Source organism: Pseudomonas fluorescens, assembly GCF_001708445.1.
Taxonomy (GTDB): Bacteria; Pseudomonadota; Gammaproteobacteria; order Pseudomonadales; family Pseudomonadaceae; genus Aquipseudomonas; species Aquipseudomonas gorinensis.
The window spans coordinates 3972685-3990872 of the sequence record NZ_CP015637.1 but is presented as its reverse complement, the minus strand read 5'-3'; the positions used below and the strand labels follow the sequence as shown (position 1 = coordinate 3990872).

The window sequence follows — 18188 nt, the reverse complement described above, 5'->3', positions numbered from 1 at the left end:
TGACGCTCCCTGTGCCAGCATTGTCCTGTCACGGGTAGCTGGCAAGATAGCGCCAGGCCCATGGAAAAGGAGGCGCAGACGCCCAAGCTCGGGTGTTTCAGCGCTGTTACGGACATGAACAACCCGCACTCGGTGAGCTTCGGCCCCTACACGTTTCACCGACAACAGCGCCTGGTCAGCAAGTCTGGCTGGCCGGTGCCGCTGGGCGGGCGGGCCCTGGATATCCTGGCGGTGCTGCTGGAAACCCCTGGGCAGTTTGTCAGCAAGGACACCCTGATCGCGCGGGTCTGGCCGTGCAGCGTGGTCGAGCAGAACAACCTGCGCGTGCATATCGCGGCCTTGCGCCGGGCGTTGGATGGCCAGCGCTATATCCTCAACGACCCCCAACGCGGGTATTGCTTCGTGGCGCCGGGGCAGGGCACCGTGGCCGCGACTACACCGAGGCACAATCTGGCCGTGCGGCTCAGCGCGGTGATCGGTCGCGATGAGTTGCTGGGCGTGCTGGTGCGGCGCCTGTCCGGGCAACGCCTGATGACGTTGACCGGAAGCGCCGGCGTGGGCAAAAGCACCTTGGCGCTGGCACTGGCCGAGCGCGTGCTGCCGCGCTACGGCGACGGCGTATGGTGGGTGGACCTGGCGACGGTCGAGGCGCCGATGGAAATGCTTCGCCACGTGACCCGAACGCTGGGTCTTGAAGCCTGCAATAACGCCCGTGAACTGGCGCGCCAGTTGGCTTCACACCAATTGCTGCTGGTGCTGGATGGCGCTGACCTGTTGCTCGCCGCCTGTCGGCATCTGGTGCGCACGCTGCTTGAGCGGGCGCCTCGGGTGACGGTGTTGTTGAGCAGTCGCGAAGCCCTGCAGGTCCCCGGCGAATGGGTGCAACGCGTGCCCCGGTTGGCATTGCCGATGCCGTACGCCTGGGCCAGTGTCGAGCAGGCAATGATGTACCCGGCCGTGCAACTGTTTGTCGCTCGGGTTCGGGCCGGTCAGCAGGGCTTTGCGCTGCGGCCCCAGGACCTGGCACCGCTGCGTGATATCTGCCGGCGTCTGGATGGTATTCCCTTGGCCCTCGAACTGGCGGCTGCCCAGGTCGATGCCTTGGGGGTACACGGTGTGCAGGCGCAATTGCGCAATGGCTTGCAGGTGCTGACCCGGGGCCGGCGCACGGCGGTTGAACGGCACCGCTCCATGGCCGCGGCCCTGGACTGGACCTACCAGCGCCTGAGCCTGCCGGAGCGCTGGCTGTTCCTGCAATTGGGTTTGTTCAAGATGGCGGTGACCTTGCCGACCCTTGTCACGCTGGTCGCGGGTACCGAGCTGGAACACGCCGACCTGGCGTACCTGCTGGGGCGTCTGGTCGCCACTTCGTTGCTGACGGTCGAGCCCGGTCCGGGTGCGCAGCGTTATCGCTTGCTTAACAGCGTGCGCAGCTACGCGCTGATGCAACTGCGCGACCCGGTGCAGGTGGCGCGATTGCAGCAGGGTTATGGGCATTACCTGGGGCCGTTTTCAGGCCGGCCGTTGGTCCTGCAACTCGTCGAGCAGGCTGCGTGCGCGGATTAGGTCCTGGCTGGCAAAACCTTCGGTGAATCGCGCGTAAACCCCACCCAGCAGTTCGCGAGCGGCCTGCCGGCGACCTTGTTTTTGCCACAGTCGCGCCAGCGACTCCGCACTGCGCATCTCCCAGGCCAGGGCGCCTTGTTGTTGCGCCAGGCCCAGGGCTTCCAACAGCAGGGTTTCGGCGGCGTCGGGCGCGTCCTGGTGCAGCAACGCCTGCGCGCGCACCCGCAGCAATTCCGGCGCGCACCAGCCGGCGGCACCGCTGCGCACCCGCTCGACCGCGGGTTCGTCCACCGTCGCAACGCCCAGTGTAATCATGATGTCCTTGACCAGGCCGAGGCCGTTCAAATCCCCTTGGCCTGGCCCGTCGGCATAGTGCGCCGCCCAGGTCTGGAACAGCTGGGCCGAATGGCGTTGGGCATGCTGTAACAGCAGTGCCTGCAATGCCTGTGCGGCCGCGCCATCGCCGTTATAGCGGGCGATCACCACACCGGCCAGGGCCAGGGTGTAGCAGATCGAGGTGCCATGATTGATCTGCAAGGCCAGCTCCAGCGCCTGGCTGGCGGTCCGCCAGGCGCGCTCGGGAGCCCCGCGCAGCCATTGGATGCGGGCAAGCACGGTCAGTGAGGCGACGCTCTGGTCGTATTGCACGCCGAAGCCATGGGTGAACCGATTGAGATGGCCGCTGTGGGCCATGCGCTGGATCACCTGTTCGGCATTGTGCAGGGCCAGTGTCTGGTTGCCTGCAAAATGCTGCGCCAGTACTCGCAAGCGCTGGGCGCTCAGGTCCAGCAGCGGGTCGGTACGTGGGTCGAGACGATCGAACTGCACACTCTGTTCCAGGGCTTCGCGGTAGTGACCGGCACACAGGTTGACCGCCATATGCCCGGACACGGCCCGCAATTGGCCCGCAACGTCCTGACGCGCTTCGGCCAACTGCCTGGCCTGCTCGAAGGCGGCGATCGTCTGGGGCGCCCCACCCAGGGCGTGATAGGACAGGCTGCCCAAGGCCAATTGCAGTTGCATCATCAACTGGGTGCAGGGCGCGCTCGACTGCTGCATCAATACCAGCGCCTTGCCCACATAGAACCTGTGCTCGCGCAGCAGGGATAATTCCTGCCACAGCGGCATTGCGCTGACCGTCAGGCGAATGCCCAACTGCTGCGTGCCCTGGTCGCCCAAGCCCCAATCGAGGGCGGCGCGGACGTCTTCGCGTAGCGGTGCGTAGCGGTCGATCCAGGCTTGGGTCGCCGTGCGCTCCCAGTCCTCCCGCGCCTGCTCCATCAATACCAGGCAGCGCGCGGCGTGGCGCTCGCGGGTGGTGTCGAGTTCATCGGCCTGGCTGAGTTTTTCCAGGGCATAGGTGCGGGTAATGTCCAGCAGGCGGTACACCACCTCGTCATCGCCGGGCTCCACGTTGAGCAGGGACTTGGCCACCAGTTGGCTGATCGAACCGAGCACTTCGGCCGGGGCAATCGGCTCTCCGGCGATCACTGCCGCCGCGCTGGCCAGGCTGAACCCGTCACGAAACACCGCCAGGCGGCGCAAGCAAATCTGCTCGCAGTGCGTGAGCAGGTCGAAGCTCCAGTCCAGCGTAGCGCGCAGGGTTTGCTGGCGGGGCAGCGCACTGCGCCGGCCACGGGTGAGCAGGCGGAAGTTGTCTTCCATTTGCACCAGCAGGCGTGGCAAGCCGAAGCGTTCGATTTGCGCCGCTACCAACTCGATGGCCAGCGGAATGCCGTCCAGGCGCTGGCAGATGTCAATGGCCAGGGGCAGTTCGGCTTCGCTCAGTTCAAAACTGTCCTGATGGGACATGGCCCGTTCGATCAGCAGTTGCAGGGCCGGGTAGCCCAGGGCCTGGGCACGGTTGCCAGTGGCGGGCGGGCAGGCCAGGGGCTCCAGGCGTTGCACATACTCACCCTCGGCGCGCAGGGCTTCGCGGCTGGTGGTGAGGATATGCAGGTGGGGCGCATGGCGCAGCAACGTTTCGCAGATCAGGGCCATGTCATCGAGCAGGTGCTCGCAGTTGTCGATCACCAGCAGCAACTGACGTTGGTGCAGGCTGCGCGCGAGGGCGAGCAGCGGCTCATGCTCGGTAAGCGTCAGGTCGAGCAGGGCGGCGAGGTTGGGCAGGATCATCGACGGCGCACTGAGGGGGGCCAGGTCCAGCAGGCGAATGCCATCGGCGTAGTGCCCGATCAGCAGCTCCGCGACCCGCAGCGCCACGGTGGTCTTGCCGATACCCCCGGCGCCGGTCAGGGTGATGAAACGCTGTTGCGGCAATTGCTGCACCAGCGCGTCGATCAGCGCCTGGCGGCCGATCATTCGTGTACGCCGCAGCGGCAGGTTGTGGCCCTGGCTGTGGGGAGGGCCGTCGGTGGGCAGGGTCATCGGCTCGATGCTCAGTGGGGCGACAAAACTGTAGCCGCGCTGGGCTACCGTCACGATATAGCGCTGCCCGGCCTGGCCATCGCCCAGCGCCTTGCGCAACGCCGCCATATGCACCCGCAGGTTGCCGTCTTCCACCACGCTTTTCGGCCAGACCCGCGCGATCAGTTCCTGCTTGCTCACCACATTGCCTGCCTGCTCCAGCAGGATCAGCAGAATTTCCACCGCGCGCCGTCCCAGACGCAATGGGCGGCCGGCCTCCAGCACCAGGCGTTGGCGCGGGTGAATGCGGTACGGGCCGAAATGTACGGCCTGGTCGCTGAGGTCATTCATGCTGGCGCAGGCCCTGAAAAGACAATCGCCTGAGCATATTCCACGTCGGCAAGGATCACTAGGCGGCAATCACCTGCTTGCGGCGCAATTGGTGATTTCGCCAGGTCATCGGGTTCACCCCTTCGCTGCGGGTGAAGATATGACAGAAGTGCGCCTGGTCGCAGAACCCACATTCCAGGCTGATTTGCGTCAGGCTCAGCGCGGAGCCGATGATCAGTTCCTTGGCGCGCTGGATGCGCTGCTGGCGTATCCACTCCTGGGGCGACAGCCCCGTGGTGCACTTGAATGCGCGGGAAAAATGGCTGCGCGACAAGGCGCAGGCTTGGGCGAGGTCGGCGATTGCCAGGCTTTCGCCAAGGTTGGCGAGGATCAGTTGCTTGGCGATACGCTCGCGTCGGGGGCAGAGGCCACCGATGGAGGATAAGCGTGGAGCACAGTGCTCAAGTCGGGCCATGACGAATTTCCGCAGTCGATGGGAGCATTCCCGGTGAATGGATGCAGTCTAGACCGCTTCATTCTTGGGGCCTAACCGTCTGGCTGACGAGTTAATCGTTGTTAATTTCGCCAGGTGCCGGCACGGAAAAGACAGCACAGGCATGCAATCCAGAGCGTGCCCTGCGTGCTTATCTGGTGGCTTGCCAACCGTTTGGATATCGCCATGAACCGCAACGACCTGCGCCGCGTCGACATGAACCTGCTGGTGATTTTCGAGGCCCTGATGTTTGAGAAGAACCTGACCCGGGTCGCCGAAAAACTCTTCATGGGCCAGCCGGCGGTCAGCGCGGCCCTGGGCCGTTTGCGCGACCTGTTCGACGACCCGTTGCTGCTGCGCAACGGGCGGGGCATGGAGCCCACGCCACGCGCGGTGGCGATACTCAAGGAGCTGCAACCGGCCATGGACACCATTTCAAGCGCGGTCAGCCGCGCCAAGGATTTCGACCCGTCCACCAGTTGCGCGGTGTTTCGCATTGGCCTGTCCGACGATGCTGAGTTCGGCCTGTTTCCGCCGTTGCTCAGCCAACTGCGCGAAGAGGCGCCGGGGATCATCGTGGTGGTGCGCCGGGCCAATTACCTGTTGATGTCGTCGTTGCTGGCCAGTGGCGAAATCACTGTGGGGGTCAGCTACACCACGGATCTGCCGGCCAATGCCAAGCGCAAGAAGCTGCGGGATATCCCCTGCAAGGTGTTGCGTGGCGATGCCGGTACAGAACCTCTGACCCTGGATGACTATTGTGAACGGCCCCATGCGATGGTGTCGTTCTCGGGTGACTTGAGCGGCAATATCGACCTGGACCTGGCCCGCATCGGCCGCGCGCGCCGGGTGGTACTGGCGGTGCCGCAGTTCAGCGGCCTGCGTGCACTGCTGGCGGGTACGCAGATTATTGCGACGGTGCCGGATTACGCCGCCTGTGCATTGACCGAGGGCACGGCGTTGCGCGCCGAAGACCCGCCGTTTGCGATCGACGCGGCGGAGTTGTCAATGGTGTGGAGCGGAGTGCATGACAACGACCCGGCAGAGCGCTGGTTGCGCGGGCGGATTACCGAGCATATGGCGCGGGCGATCTGAGGCACCGGGTGACCGCGCCCATACGTCATCCAACGTATTTCCCGATTTCTCTGGCCCCCTGAGACTGGATTGAACGCATCCCGTCATCCGTCCAGGAGCCAGTCCATGACCGAAACGCTGATCAAAGTCGACCTCAACCAGCCCGTCACCGAGAACGAGCAGATCCATAACCGCTGGCACCCGGATATCCCGATGGCGTGCTGGGTGAAGCCGGGCGATGATTTCATCCTCGAGACCTACGACTGGACCGCCGGCGCGATCAAGAACAACGACGACGCCAGCGATGTGCGCGATGTGGACCTGTCCACCGTGCATTACCTGTCTGGCCCGGTGGGGGTGCACGGCGCCGAGCCGGGTGACTTGCTGGTGGTGGACTTGCTCGATATCGGCGCCAAGGCCGACTCCCAGTGGGGTTTCAACGGTTTTTTCTCGCGGCAGAACGGGGGTGGGTTCCTCACTGACCATTTTCCCAGCGCACAAAAGGCCATCTGGGATTTCAAGGGCATGTTCACGAGTTCACGGCATATCCCAGGGGTGAATTTCGCGGGCTTGATCCACCCGGGCCTGATTGGCTGCCTGCCCGACCCGGTGATGCTTGCCGACTGGAACCGCCGCGAGCAGGAACTGATCGACACCAACCCCACCCGCGTGCCGCCGCTGGCCAACGCACCGTTGGCCGCCACCGCGCATATGGGCAAGCTCAAGGGCCAGGCCCGTGACGATGCGGCCGCGACCGGCGCGCGCACCGTGCCACCGCGTGAGCATGGCGGCAACTGCGATATCAAGGATTTGTCCCGTGGCTCGAAGATTTTCTTCCCGGTCTATGTCAACGGCGCCGGGCTGTCGGTGGGCGACCTGCACTTCAGCCAGGGCGACGGTGAAATCACCTTTTGCGGCGCTATCGAAATGGCCGGCTGGGTGCATATGAAAGTCGAGCTGATCAAGGGCGGCATGGCCAAGTACGGGATCAAGAACCCGGTGTTCAAGCCGAGCCCGATCACCCCGAACTACAAGAACTACCTGATCTTCGAAGGCATCTCGGTGGACGAGCAGGGCCAGCAGCACTACCTGGACGTCAACATCGCCTACCGCCAGGCCTGCTTGAACGCGATCAACTACCTGACCAAGTTCGGCTATTCGCCGGCCCAGGGTTATGCGTTGCTCGGCTCGGCACCGGTGCAGGGGCATATCAGCGGTGTGGTGGATATTCCGAATGCCTGCGCGACCTTGTGGTTGCCCACGGAGATCTTCGAGTTCGACATCAACCCCACCGCCAACGGCCCGACGAAATACCTCGACGGCAGCATCGACCTGCCCATTGCCCCGGACCTGTAGCCATGCCGACCTACGAATACGCCTGCGAGGCGTGTGGCACTTTCACGCTGCTGCGGCCGATGGCCCAGCGCAACGAGCCCAGCCAGTGTCCGTACTGCGAAGGACCTGGCGGGCCGTTGAGGGTGTCGGCGCCGGCGCTGCAAACGCTGTCGGCCAACCAACGCAAGGCCATCGCCGGCAACGAGCGCAGTGCCCACGCACCGCAGACCGTCGGCGAATACCGGGAGAACCGTCGCCATCCGGCCGGATGCAGTTGCTGCGGCACCGGTAAAAAAGTCGAGCCGAGCAAGGCCAACCCCTTGGGCCTCAAGACCCAGACCGGGCCACGGCCTTGGATGATCAGTCACTAGACCAGGAGCGTTGTCCGGTACGCATGCCTCAGGCGATGGTGGCATGGGTAGCTACACCACTCTTCAGATCCTGACCAATCTCCCTGTGGCGAGCGGGCTTGTTGTGGCAAGCGGGCCTGTGTGGCGAGCGGGCTTGCCCCGCGTTGGGCTGCGCAGCAGCCCCCAATCCCGCACTGCATTTTGTCTGAAAAAACGCGGTGATCTTACTGGGGCTGCTGCGCAGCCCAACGCGGGGCAAGCCCGCTCGCCACACAGTCCAGGCGGCGCTCAGTGGCGGGAGGTTTCACGAGAATCGCCTTGTAAGTTGAAGCGTTATGGCTAATATGATCCGGGTAAAATAAATAATATCCGGGTAATAAGCCATGCCTGCACACATCACTCCCCAATGCAGCGCCTTTGTTCGTCACCAACGCGTGGCGGCCGGTTCCTATGCCCAGGTGGCTGCCGCCCTGGTTGACCTTGGCCTGTCGGCGGGCAGTTTCCTGGTCTTTGACGACGCCACCGGCACCCAGGTCGACTATCCCTGGCCGGCAGGTTATGCGCCGGAACGACCCGCACCGACAGACACCGATGACGAGCCCCCCGCGGTGCCCACGGTCGGGCGCCCAAAGCTGGGCGTGGTCGCGCGGGAAGTCACCTTGCTGCCTCGCCACTGGGCGTGGTTGGGCCAGCAGCGTGGCGGCGCTTCGGCCGCGTTGCGCCGATTGGTCGATGAAGCGCGCAATGTCCATGCCTGCCGTGATCAAATGCGCCATGCCAAGGAGGCCAGCTATCGCTTCATGAGCGCCATTGGCGGCGACCTGCCGGGTTTCGAGGATGCCGCGCGGGCGCTGTTTGCCCAGGATGCGGCGGACTTTTCCAAGCAGATCGCGCACTGGCCGGTAGACGTGCAGACGTACCTGGCCTGGCTGTCGCGCAACGCTTTTACTGCCTGATCATAAATCCAGGGACTCGAACTACCATGGAAGTCACCCAACAACGGCCGTTGTGGCAGATCTACCTGATCTTTTTGGCACCGATGGTGCTGTCCAACTTCCTGCAGAGTTTTTCCGGCACGCTCAATGGCATCTATGTCGGGCAAATGCTCGGTACCCAGGCGTTGGCGGCGGTGTCGGGGATGTTTCCCATCGTCTTCTTCTTTATTGCGCTGGTGATCGGCCTGGGCGCGGGGGCCTCGGTGCTGATCGGCCAGGCTTGGGGCGCCCAGGAAACCGGGATGGTCAAGGCCATCACCGGGGCCACCTTGACCCTCGGCGCGCTGGTGGGCTTGATCGCGGCGGTACTCGGCAGCCTGTTCGCGCGCCCGGCCTTGCAGGCACTGGGCACCCCCATCGATGTGCTGGATGACGCGGTGGGTTATGCCCAGATGATGATGCTGATCATGCCGCTGCTGCTGGTGTTTATCCTCTACACCCAACTGTTGCGCGGGGTGAGCGACACGGTTTCGCCGTTGTTGGCGCTGATGGTCTCGACCCTGGTCGGCCTGCTGCTGACCCCGGCGCTGATCCGCGGCTGGGTTGGCTTGCCGCCGATGGGCATCCAGAGTGCGGTGTATGCCGGGCTGGCGGGTAACGCGTCGGCGATGCTGTTTCTGATCCTGCGCCTGCGTCATAAAAACCATGTGATGGCGCCGGATCGTGAACTGCTTGCGGCCTTGCGTCTGGATCGGGTGATTCTAGGCAAGGTGCTACGCATCGGACTGCCTACCGGTTTGCAGATGGTGGTGCTGTCGCTGTCGGAATTGGTCATCCTCGCCCTGGTCAACAGCCATGGTTCACAAGCCACGGCGGCCTATGGCGCGGTCACCCAAATCGTCAACTATGTGCAATTCCCGGCGCTGTCGATTGCCATTACCGCGTCGATCCTGGGCGCCCAGGCGATTGGTGCCGGTCGACTGGAACGCATCGGGCCGATCCTGCGTACGGGGTTGCTGATCAACCTGTGCCTGACAGGTGGCCTGATCCTGCTGGGCTACCTGTTATCCCACTGGTTGCTGGGCTTGTTCATCACGGACGACGCCGCACGGATCAACGCCGAACACCTGCTGCATATCATGCTATGGAGCATCCTGGTGTTCGGCTTCCAGGCGGTGATCGGCGGGATCATGCGTGCCAGCGGCGTGGTGCTGATGCCGGTGGCGATCTCGATTTTCTGCGTGCTGGGCGTTGAACTGCCAATGGCGTATCTGTTCAACGCGCATTTCGGCCTGGAAGGGGTGTGGATGGCGTTTCCCGTGACGTACCTGGCGATGCTGGCATTGCAGACGACGTACTTTCGGTTGGTGTGGCGGCACAAGCAGATCAAGCGGCTGGTGTGATAAAAGGTTGCGCACCTCCTTATAAGAAGACAGTGCAGTGATGGCAAACCCCTACGCCGAATTGTTCCAGGCGCCCGGTGCCCGGGCTTTTGTACTTGCCGGGATGCTGGCACGCATGCCCGTGTCCATGGCCGGTATCGGCCTGATCACCATGCTCTCGCAGGTCCACGGCGGTTATGGCTTGGCCGGGTCGGTGGCGGCGATATTTGCCCTGGCTACGGCATTCTGCGCGCCGCAGGTGTCACGGCTGGTCGACCGCTACAGCCAGGGCAGGGTGCTGCCGATCGCCGCGCTGATCGGTGGCGGGGCGTTGTTGTTGCTGTTGCTGTGTACGCGTTTCCAGGCACCCAGCTGGACGTTGTTCCTGTTCGCCGCTCTGGCCGGTTGCATGCCCAATATGTCGGCGATGGTACGGGCGCGCTGGACCGCGCTGTACCGCGGCCAACCCAAGCTGCAGACCGCGTTTGCCCTGGAGTCGGTGCTCGATGAGGTGTGTTTTATCATCGGCCCACCGATCTCCGTTGGCCTGAGCGTCGTGCTGTTCCCGGAAGCCGGGCCTTTGGTGGCGGCGCTGCTGCTGGCAGTGGGCGTCACCGTCTTTGTGTTGCAACGCGCAACGGAACCGCCGGTGCATGAGCACCAGGGCCATCACGGCCGCTGGTTGATCGCTTCACCGTCGGTACTGATCCTGATGATCCTGCTGTTGGCCATGGGTGTGATCGTCGGCGTGGTGGATGTGGTCAGTGTCGCCTTTGCCCAGCAGCAGGGCCAACCCGCAGCGGCGAGCATTGTGCTGTCGGTGTATGCCATCGGTTCGTGCCTGGCGGGGTTGGCGTTCGGCGCGCTCAAGTTGAAGGCGCCGCTGCCCCGGCAGTTTCTGTGCTGCGGGATGGCCACGGCGTTGACCACCTTGCCACTGCTGTTGGTGACGAACATCCCTGGGTTGGCTGTGGCGATCTTCGTTTCCGGCCTGTTCTTCGCCCCGACGCTGATCGTGTCCATGGCCCTGGTGGAACAAATCGTCCCGCCGAGCCGCCTCACCGAAGGCATGACCTGGCTGATCACCGGTCTCAGTATCGGCGTGGCCATCGGCGCCGCCAGCTGCGGCTGGATGATCGACCAGTTTGGCGCGGCCAGCGGCTTCTGGGTGTCGCTGGCGGCGGGCGCCGTGGTGTTGGGGGCGGCGGTGCTGGGTTATCGGCGACTGGGTTGATCAACCGATCGCCGGGTCTGCGCCGTGGTGTTGCAGGAACTCGTTCAACGCCTGGCGCGTCAGGTCGTTGAGCGTGACTTTCTTACGGGTTGCCGCCAGGGCCGCGGCCAGGTGCAGGTCATGGCCGACCCGCACATTGAACGAGCCTTTGCATGGCTTCTCCGGGGTTTGCCCCAGGGTCTGGCAGGTCGCGAGATAGTCATCCACGGCCTCGCGGAAGGCCGCGTCCAACTCGGCGACGGTTTTCCCTTCATAGCTGACCAGCGCCTTGATGAAGAGGATTTTGCCGAACAGGCAGTTGTCTTCGAGGCTGGCTTCGATAGAGCCGATGTAACCGTTGTATTTCAGTTGGTTGTTCACTGAATCAGGTCTCCTGATCTCAATTGTTCGATGACCTGGCGACGAATGTAGTGTTTCAGTTCGTTGCCGGGGTGAGGCTTGTGCAAGGTGATCATTGCCGTGGGGTCGCCGATGTCGAACTTGACGCGGCTTCCCGCCCCCTCGATTTGTGTGTAGCCAAGCCGACGCAGCAGCGTGACGAGCTCGGGCCAGGTGAATGTCATGTGTTCATTGAGCAGTTTGGCGAGCAGCTTTTCATTTTTGGACACGGCGTTCCCTGCGTGTAACTAAATGTAGTTGCAAAAAGTGGTGTGCGTCAATGCTAGCCCGAGTTGGCGTGACTCAGCGGAGATTGATGTAACCCTTGATGACGCGCTGCTCGACGCCTCCCGCCCTCCGCTAATTTTTCCTTCTCCGGTTCGTTTTATAGGGACGACGTGCCTTTGTGCTTCCCGCCTATTGCTCCGGACTCCAAGAAATGAATGCTGAAGACTCCTTGAAACTTGCTCGCCGGTTTATCGGGTTGCCCCTGGAAAAACGCCAGCTGTTCCTGCAGGCGTTGCAGAAGGAAGGGGTGGATTTTTCCCGGTTTCCGATTCCGGCAGGGGTGGAGGCGCAGGATCGCCAGGCGTTGTCCTACGCGCAGCAGCGCATGTGGTTTCTGTGGCAACTGGACCCGACCAGCGGCGCCTACAATTTGCCGGGGGCGGTGCGGCTCAAGGGCGCATTGAACCAGCGCGCCATGGAGCAGGCATTCGCCAGCCTGGTGGCGCGCCATGAAACGTTGCGCACGGTGTTCCAGCGCCAGGCCGATGAGCGCCTGGTGCAGGTGGCCGTCGAGCCATCGCTGGCCATCGAACACCTGGATTTCAGCGCATTGGAGCCGACGGCGCGCGAGCAGGCCGTCAACCAGGCGGCAACCCGTCAATCGCTGTTGCCGTTCGACCTGGAGCACGGGCCGTTGCTGCGTGTGCAGTTGCTCAAGCTCGATGCACAGGAACACGTGCTGCTGCTGACCCTGCACCATATCGTCTCCGATGGCTGGTCGATGAACGTGCTGATCGACGAGTTCATCCGCTTTTACGACGCCCACGAGCGCAACGACACGCCGCAACTGCCGCCATTGCCGATCCAGTACAGCGACTATGCCCTGTGGCAGCGCTGCTGGCTGGAAGCTGGGGAGCAGGCGCGCCAGCTCGACTACTGGCAAGCGCGCCTGGGCGATGAGCACCCGGTACTGGAATTGCCGACCGACCGTCCACGCCCGGCCATGCCCAGCTATCAGGGCACGCGCCATACCTTCGCAATCGACCCGGCACTGGCGGTACAACTGCGCAACTGCGCGCAAAAGCACAATGTCACGCTGTTCATGCTGCTGCTTGGCGCGTTCAACGTGTTGTTGCATCGCTACACCGGGCAGGTTGATCTGCGCATCGGCGTGCCCATCGCCAACCGCAATCGCAGTGAAGTCGAAGGGCTGATCGGCTTCTTCGTCAACACCCAGGTGCTGCGCACCGAGCTGACCGGGCAGACCCGCGTGGCCGAGTTGCTGCACGCCATCAAGGAGCATGCCCTGGGCGCCCAGGACCACCAGGAGTTGCCGTTCGAACGCTTGGTAGAAGCCCTGAAGGTCGAGCGCAGCCTCAGCCATACGCCGCTGTTCCAGGTGATGTACAACCACCAGCCGGTGGTGGCCGACATTGCCTCGGTCCGCACTGCCTCTGGCCTGGAACTGGCCCTGGTGGAGTGGCAGGGCCGCACCACCCAGTTCGACCTGACCCTTGATACCTATGAAAAGTCCGGCACCCTGCATGCCGCGCTGACTTACGCCAACGACCTGTTCGACGCGCCCTCCATCGCCCGTATGGCGCGCCACTGGATCCGTCTGTTGCAGGCCATGGTGGCCGATGGTGAGCAGCGCATCGGTGAGTTGCCGATGCTGGCCGCCGACGAGCAGCACCTGCTGGTGCAGGCCTGGAACCAGACCGCCGCGCCGTACCCGACTGAACGTGCCATGCACCACTTGATCGAAGACCAGGTGCAGCGCACACCGGATGCCCCGGCGCTGGTGTTCGGCACCACCACCTTGACCTATGCGCAACTCGACGCGCGCGCCAATCAACTGGCCCACGCCTTGCGCGAGCAGGGCGTCGGCCCGGACGTGCTGGTGGGGATTTGTGTCGAGCGCTCCCTCCACATGGTGGTCGGCCTGCTGGCGATCCTCAAGGCCGGTGGCGCCTATGTACCGCTGGACCCCGAATACCCCCAGGAACGCCTGGCCTACATGATCGAAGACAGTGGCATTGCGCTGCTGCTCAGCCAACAGAGCCTATTGCCGTTGTTGCCTGCCGCTGGCCTGCGGGTGATTGCCCTGGACCAGCCCGCGCTGTGGCTGGAGGGCTATAGCAGCGCCTCGCCGGCGGTGCCCATGCAGGCGCAGAACCTGGCCTACGTGATCTACACCTCCGGCTCCACCGGCAAGCCCAAGGGCGCCGGCAACAGCCACCGTGCACTGGTCAACCGCCTGTGCTGGATGCAGCAGGCCTACGCGTTGGATGCCAGTGACGCGGTCCTGCAGAAAACTCCGTTCAGCTTTGACGTATCGGTATGGGAGTTCTTCTGGCCGCTGATGACCGGCGCTCGCCTGGTGGTGGCCGCGCCAGGCGAACACCGCGAGCCCGCGCGCCTGATCGAGACCATCGGCCAGCACGCCATCACCACCTTGCACTTTGTGCCGTCGATGCTCCAGGCGTTTATCCATGAGCCGGGCGTGCAGCGCTGTACCCGCCTCAAGCGCATCGTGTGCAGCGGCGAGGCATTGCCCCTCGACGCGCAACGCCAGGTGTTCGCCAAATTGCCGAACGCCGCCCTGTACAACCTCTACGGCCCGACCGAAGCCGCCATCGACGTGACCCACTGGACGTGCGTCGACGAAGGCGCCGATAGCGTGCCCATTGGCCGCCCGATCGCCAACCTCGCCACCTATGTGCTCGACGCCCAGCTCAACCCCGTGCCCGCTGGCGTATCCGGCGAGCTGTACCTGGGCGGCACCGGCCTGGCGCGCAGTTACCATCGGCGCCCTGGGTTGACGGCGGAGCGCTTTGTGCCGAGCCCGTTCGTTGCGGGGGAGCGCCTGTACCGTACCGGCGACCGCGTGCGCCAACGGGCCGACGGCGTGCTCGAATACCTGGGCCGCCTCGATCATCAGGTCAAGTTGCGCGGCCTGCGCATCGAGCTGGGCGAAATTGAAGCGCAACTGATGCAGCACCCCGGCGTACGTGAAGCCGTGGTGCTGGTTCACGGCGGCAAGCAGTTGGTGGCGTACCTGGTGCCGAATGGCGACGCGCCAATCGACCTCAAGGCCTGGCTGCTCGACAGCTTGCCGGAGTACATGGTCCCCACCCATTTGATCACCCTGGACCAGCTGCCGGTGACCGCCAACGGCAAGCTCGACCGCAAGGCCTTGCCATTGCCGGAAGCCGTGGCGCAGCAGGCATTCGCGGCCCCGCAGGAGCCTGTACAGAAAGCGTTGGCGGCGATCTGGCGCGATGTGCTCGGGGTCGAGCAGGTCGGCCTGGACGACAACTTTTTCGAACTGGGCGGCGACTCGATCATCTCCATCCAGGTGGTCAGCCGTGCGCGCCAGGCGGGCATACGCCTGAGCCCGCGCGACCTGTTCCAGTACCAGAGTGTGCGCAGCCTGGCGCGGGTAGCGAGCCAGGACGCGTCGATCGTTATCGATCAGGGCCCGGTGAGCGGGGAGGTGATCCTGACCCCGGTGCAGCAGGGTTTTTTCGCCCAGGCGATCCCGGCGCGCCAGCATTGGAACCAGTCACTGTTGCTGACCCCGCGCGAGGCGCTGGAGCCTGCGCGGCTGGACGCCGCCTTGACGCACTTGATCAACCATCACGACGCCCTGCGCCTGCGTTTTACCCCACAGGGCGACGGCTGGCAGCAAGCCTACGCCGCCCCGGTGACGGAGGCGGCGTTGTGGCAATCCCACGCGAGCACCGATGCTGAGCTGGCAGCGCTGTGTGACGAAGCCCAGCGCAGCCTCGACCTGGCGCAAGGCCCGCTGCTGCGTGCCGCGTTGGTCAGCCTGGCCGATGGCACACAACGCTTGCTGCTGGTGGTGCACCACCTGGTGGTCGATGGCGTGTCCTGGCGCATTCTGCTGGAGGACCTGCAACAGGCTTATCGCGAGCAGCCCTTGCCAAACAAGACCAGCGCCTACCAGCACTGGGCGCGGCAGTTGCAGGCCCATGCAAGCACCCTCAGCGCGCAATTGCCGTACTGGCAGGCCCAGTCCAGCGACACCGAGCTGCCGTGCGACAACCCCCAGGGCGGCCTGCAAAACCACCTGGAGGGCAGGCTCGAGACCCGCCTCAATGCCGAGCAGACCCGCCGGTTGTTGCAGGACGCGCCGCTGGCCTATCGCACCCAGGTCAATGACCTGCTGCTGACCGCGTTGGTCCGCGTGATCTGCCGTTGGAGCGGCCAGCCTGCCGCGCTGATCCAGCTCGAAGGCCATGGCCGCGAAGACCTGTTCGATGGGCTCGACCTGACCCGCACCGTCGGTTGGTTCACCAGCCTGTTCCCGGTCCGCCTGCAAGCCGATGGCGAGTTGTCGAGCGCGATCAAAGCGGTCAAGGAGCAACTGCGTGCCGTGCCCGACAAGGGCCTGGGCTACGGCCTGCTGCGTTATCTGGGGACGCCCGAGGCCCGCGCGTCCCTCGCCGGGTTGGCCGCGCCGCGCATTACCTTCAACTACCTGGGCCAGTTCGACCGCCAGTTCGATGAGTCGGCGCTGTTCGTACCCGCCAGCCAAGGCAGTGGCCAGGCCCAGGACCCGGCAGCACCGCTGGCCAACTGGCTGACGGTGGAGGGCCAGGTGTACGGTGGCGAACTGGCGCTGCAATGGGGCTTCAGCCGCGAGATGTTCCAGGCCTCGACCCTTCAGGGCCTGGCGGACGATTACCAGCGCGAGCTGTTGGCGCTGATCGAGCATTGCGTCGATCCGCAACACGGTGCTTTCACGCCGGCGGATGTCAGCCTGGCCCGTTTGACTCAACGGCAACTGGACGACCTGGCGCTGCCATCGCGCGACGTGCAGGACCTGTACCCACTGTCACCGATGCAACAGGGCATGCTGTTCCACAGCCTGTACCAGCAGGATCAGGACGCAATCTATGTCAGCCAGTTGCGCGCCAATCTCCACGGCCTGGACGTGCCGCGCTTCAAACGCGCCTGGGAACAGGTGCTGGCGCGGCACGACATGTTGCGCACCGGGTTTATCTGGCAGCAGGACCAGGCGCAGCCGTTGCAAGCGGTGTATCGCGAGAGCGCCTTGCCCTTCGTCGAGTACGACTGGCAGGCGCAACCAGACCCGCAAGCGGCATTGGATGCGTTGAGCGAATCCACGCGCGCGCAAGGTTTCGTGTTGGATCGGGCGCCGTTGCTCAGCCTGAAACTGGTGCGTATCGGTGTCGATCGTTTCCACCTGATCCTCACCAACCATCACATCCTGTTGGACGGTTGGAGCCGGGCGCAATTGTTGGGGGAGGTCTTACAGCACTATGTCGGCCAGCCGTTGCCGGCGCTGCAAGGGCATTACCGCGACTACATTGGCTGGTTGCAAGGCCAGGACTCGTCGACCAGCGAGGCATTCTGGAAAGGCCAGTTGGCCACGTTGCAGGCGCCGACGCGCTTGGCGCGCGCCACCCCGACCGAGCATTCTTCGGCCAAGGGCAGCTACGCCCTGGCCCTGAGCGTCGCGCAGACCGCGCCACTCAAGGCGTTTGCCCAGGCCCACAAAATCACCCTGAACACGCTGGTGCAAGCCGCCTGGCTGTTGCTGCTGCAACGCCAGACCGGCCAGGACACCGTGGTGTTCGGCGCCACGGTGGCCGGGCGGCCGGCGGGTTTGCCGGGTGTGGAGCAGCAGGTCGGGCTGTTCATCAATACCTTGCCGGTGATCGCCACCCCGAACCCGACCTTGTGGGTCAGAGAGTGGTTGCAACAGGTACAGGCGCAGAACCTCAGCTTGCGTGAGCACGAGCACACGCCCTTGTTCGATATCCAGCGTTGGGCGGGCGCCAGTGGCGCGGCGTTGTTCGACACGCTGCTGGTGTTTGAAAACTATCCGGTTTCCGCCGCGCTGGCCGCTGGCGCGCCGGCCGGGTTGACCTTCAGTGATGTGCAGAACATCGAGCAGACCCACTACCCACTGACGGTATTGTTGGGGGCAGGCGCGGGCCTGGAATTCGAGTTCAGCTTTGATGTGCAGGTGTTCAGTGAGGCGCAGATCGAGCAACTGGCCACGCACTTCCAGTACCTGTTGCAAGGCTTGGCCAGTACCACAGCGCAGCGCCTGGGGGATTTGCCGTCGCTGACGGAGGCCGCGCGCCGCCAGGTGCTCGGCGACTGGAATGCCACCGCGCGGGACTACCCGTTGCAGCGTTGCGTGCATGAGCTGATTGAAGCGCAGGTCGCCCGCACACCGGCTGCACCGGCGTTGCACTTCGGCGATGTGTCGCTGAGCTATGCCGAGCTGAACCGCCGCGCCAATCGCCTGGCCCATCGTTTGCTCGAGGCAGGCGTCGGGCCGGATGTGCTGGTGGGCAAAAAAGCCTTAACTGAACGGCATTAGGGCTTGCCCCGCGTTGGGCTGCGAAGCAGCCCCAATAAGGCCGCCGCATTCCTTCTGGTAGAACCGGGAGACTGGTTTCAGGGCCGCTTCGCGCCCCAACGCGGGGCAAGCCCGCTCGCCACAGGGGGGGGGCC

Annotated in this window: 11 protein-coding genes and 1 pseudogene; 8 read left to right on the top strand and 4 right to left on the bottom strand. The window is 64.2% G+C overall.

Going from position 1 to position 18188, the window contains the following annotated elements; all coding sequences use genetic code 11:
* The first annotated feature begins 60 nt into the window (after positions 1-60).
* Positions 61-1566, top strand: a complete 1506-nt coding sequence (locus tag A7317_RS17540; RefSeq protein WP_024076066.1) for a winged helix-turn-helix domain-containing protein — start codon at positions 61-63, stop codon at positions 1564-1566.
* Here the strand turns inward: A7317_RS17540 and A7317_RS17535 are convergent.
* Complete coding sequence (locus A7317_RS17535; RefSeq protein WP_069076466.1) at positions 1513-4284, bottom strand: ATP-binding protein; 2772 nt, start codon at positions 4282-4284, stop codon at positions 1513-1515. The genes A7317_RS17540 and A7317_RS17535 overlap by 54 nt on opposite strands.
* 58 nt (positions 4285-4342) lie before the next feature.
* Entirely contained in the window at positions 4343-4738 is a 396-nt protein-coding gene (locus A7317_RS17530) for a helix-turn-helix domain-containing protein (RefSeq protein ID WP_024076064.1), read from the bottom strand.
* Positions 4739-4942: 204 nt separating this feature from the next.
* Here A7317_RS17530 and A7317_RS17525 point away from each other — a divergent pair, with 204 nt between their 5' ends.
* The 6 genes from A7317_RS17525 to A7317_RS17500 all read left to right on the top strand — a co-directional run bounded on the left by A7317_RS17525 (position 4943) and on the right by A7317_RS17500 (position 11066).
* Positions 4943-5851 (top strand): LysR family transcriptional regulator, encoded by a 909-nt coding sequence (locus tag A7317_RS17525; protein ID WP_024076063.1) that lies wholly within the window; start codon positions 4943-4945, stop codon positions 5849-5851.
* Between the two features lie 105 nt (positions 5852-5956).
* Positions 5957-7186, top strand: coding sequence for a formamidase (gene fmdA / locus A7317_RS17520; RefSeq protein ID WP_024076062.1), 1230 nt, complete (start codon positions 5957-5959; stop codon positions 7184-7186).
* Positions 7187-7188: 2 nt separating this feature from the next.
* On the top strand, positions 7189-7536 hold the full coding sequence (locus A7317_RS17515) for an FmdB family zinc ribbon protein (RefSeq protein WP_024076061.1): 348 nt from the start codon (positions 7189-7191) through the stop codon (positions 7534-7536).
* A 362-nt stretch (positions 7537-7898) separates the two neighbouring features.
* Positions 7899-8471 carry a DUF2239 family protein gene (locus A7317_RS17510; RefSeq protein WP_069076465.1) on the top strand — a complete coding sequence of 191 codons (573 nt, stop codon included), beginning with the start codon at positions 7899-7901 and terminating at the stop codon, positions 8469-8471.
* Positions 8472-8497: 26 nt separating this feature from the next.
* Complete coding sequence (locus A7317_RS17505) at positions 8498-9853, top strand: MATE family efflux transporter (protein ID WP_069076464.1); 1356 nt, start codon at positions 8498-8500, stop codon at positions 9851-9853.
* A gap of 40 nt (positions 9854-9893) precedes the next feature.
* The gene (locus tag A7317_RS17500) at positions 9894-11066 is read left to right on the top strand and encodes an MFS transporter (RefSeq protein ID WP_069076463.1); all 1173 of its coding nucleotides are present in this window, start codon (positions 9894-9896) and stop codon (positions 11064-11066) included.
* On the opposite strand, the gene A7317_RS17495 is transcribed toward A7317_RS17500, so the two are convergent.
* Both A7317_RS17495 and A7317_RS17490 read right to left on the bottom strand, forming a co-directional pair.
* Positions 11067-11426 carry a type II toxin-antitoxin system HicB family antitoxin gene (locus tag A7317_RS17495; RefSeq protein ID WP_024076057.1) on the bottom strand — a complete coding sequence of 120 codons (360 nt, stop codon included), beginning with the start codon at positions 11424-11426 and terminating at the stop codon, positions 11067-11069. It lies immediately after the preceding gene.
* The gene (locus A7317_RS17490; RefSeq protein WP_024076056.1) at positions 11423-11674 is read right to left on the bottom strand and encodes a type II toxin-antitoxin system HicA family toxin; all 252 of its coding nucleotides are present in this window, start codon (positions 11672-11674) and stop codon (positions 11423-11425) included. The genes A7317_RS17495 and A7317_RS17490 overlap by 4 nt, the downstream gene beginning before the upstream one ends.
* A gap of 209 nt (positions 11675-11883) precedes the next feature.
* Here A7317_RS17490 and A7317_RS17485 point away from each other — a divergent pair.
* Positions 11884-18024: pseudogene (locus A7317_RS17485) on the top strand (amino acid adenylation domain-containing protein); the annotation flags it as partial.
* Positions 18025-18188: the final 164 nt, after the last annotated feature.

What these genes read in the sequence shown, in the direction of transcription:
- A7317_RS17540 (WP_024076066.1), top strand. Translation starts at nt 61, where the DNA reads ATGGAAAAGGAGGCGCAGACGCCCAAGCTCGGGTGTTTCAGCGCTGTT.
- A7317_RS17535 (WP_069076466.1), bottom strand. Translation starts at nt 4,284, where the DNA reads ATGAATGACCTCAGCGACCAGGCCGTACATTTCGGCCCGTACCGCATT.
- A7317_RS17530 (WP_024076064.1), bottom strand. Translation starts at nt 4,738, where the DNA reads ATGGCCCGACTTGAGCACTGTGCTCCACGCTTATCCTCCATCGGTGGC.
- A7317_RS17525 (WP_024076063.1), top strand. Translation starts at nt 4,943, where the DNA reads ATGAACCGCAACGACCTGCGCCGCGTCGACATGAACCTGCTGGTGATT.
- fmdA (WP_024076062.1), top strand. Translation starts at nt 5,957, where the DNA reads ATGACCGAAACGCTGATCAAAGTCGACCTCAACCAGCCCGTCACCGAG.
- A7317_RS17515 (WP_024076061.1), top strand. Translation starts at nt 7,189, where the DNA reads ATGCCGACCTACGAATACGCCTGCGAGGCGTGTGGCACTTTCACGCTG.
- A7317_RS17510 (WP_069076465.1), top strand. Translation starts at nt 7,899, where the DNA reads ATGCCTGCACACATCACTCCCCAATGCAGCGCCTTTGTTCGTCACCAA.
- A7317_RS17505 (WP_069076464.1), top strand. Translation starts at nt 8,498, where the DNA reads ATGGAAGTCACCCAACAACGGCCGTTGTGGCAGATCTACCTGATCTTT.
- A7317_RS17500 (WP_069076463.1), top strand. Translation starts at nt 9,894, where the DNA reads ATGGCAAACCCCTACGCCGAATTGTTCCAGGCGCCCGGTGCCCGGGCT.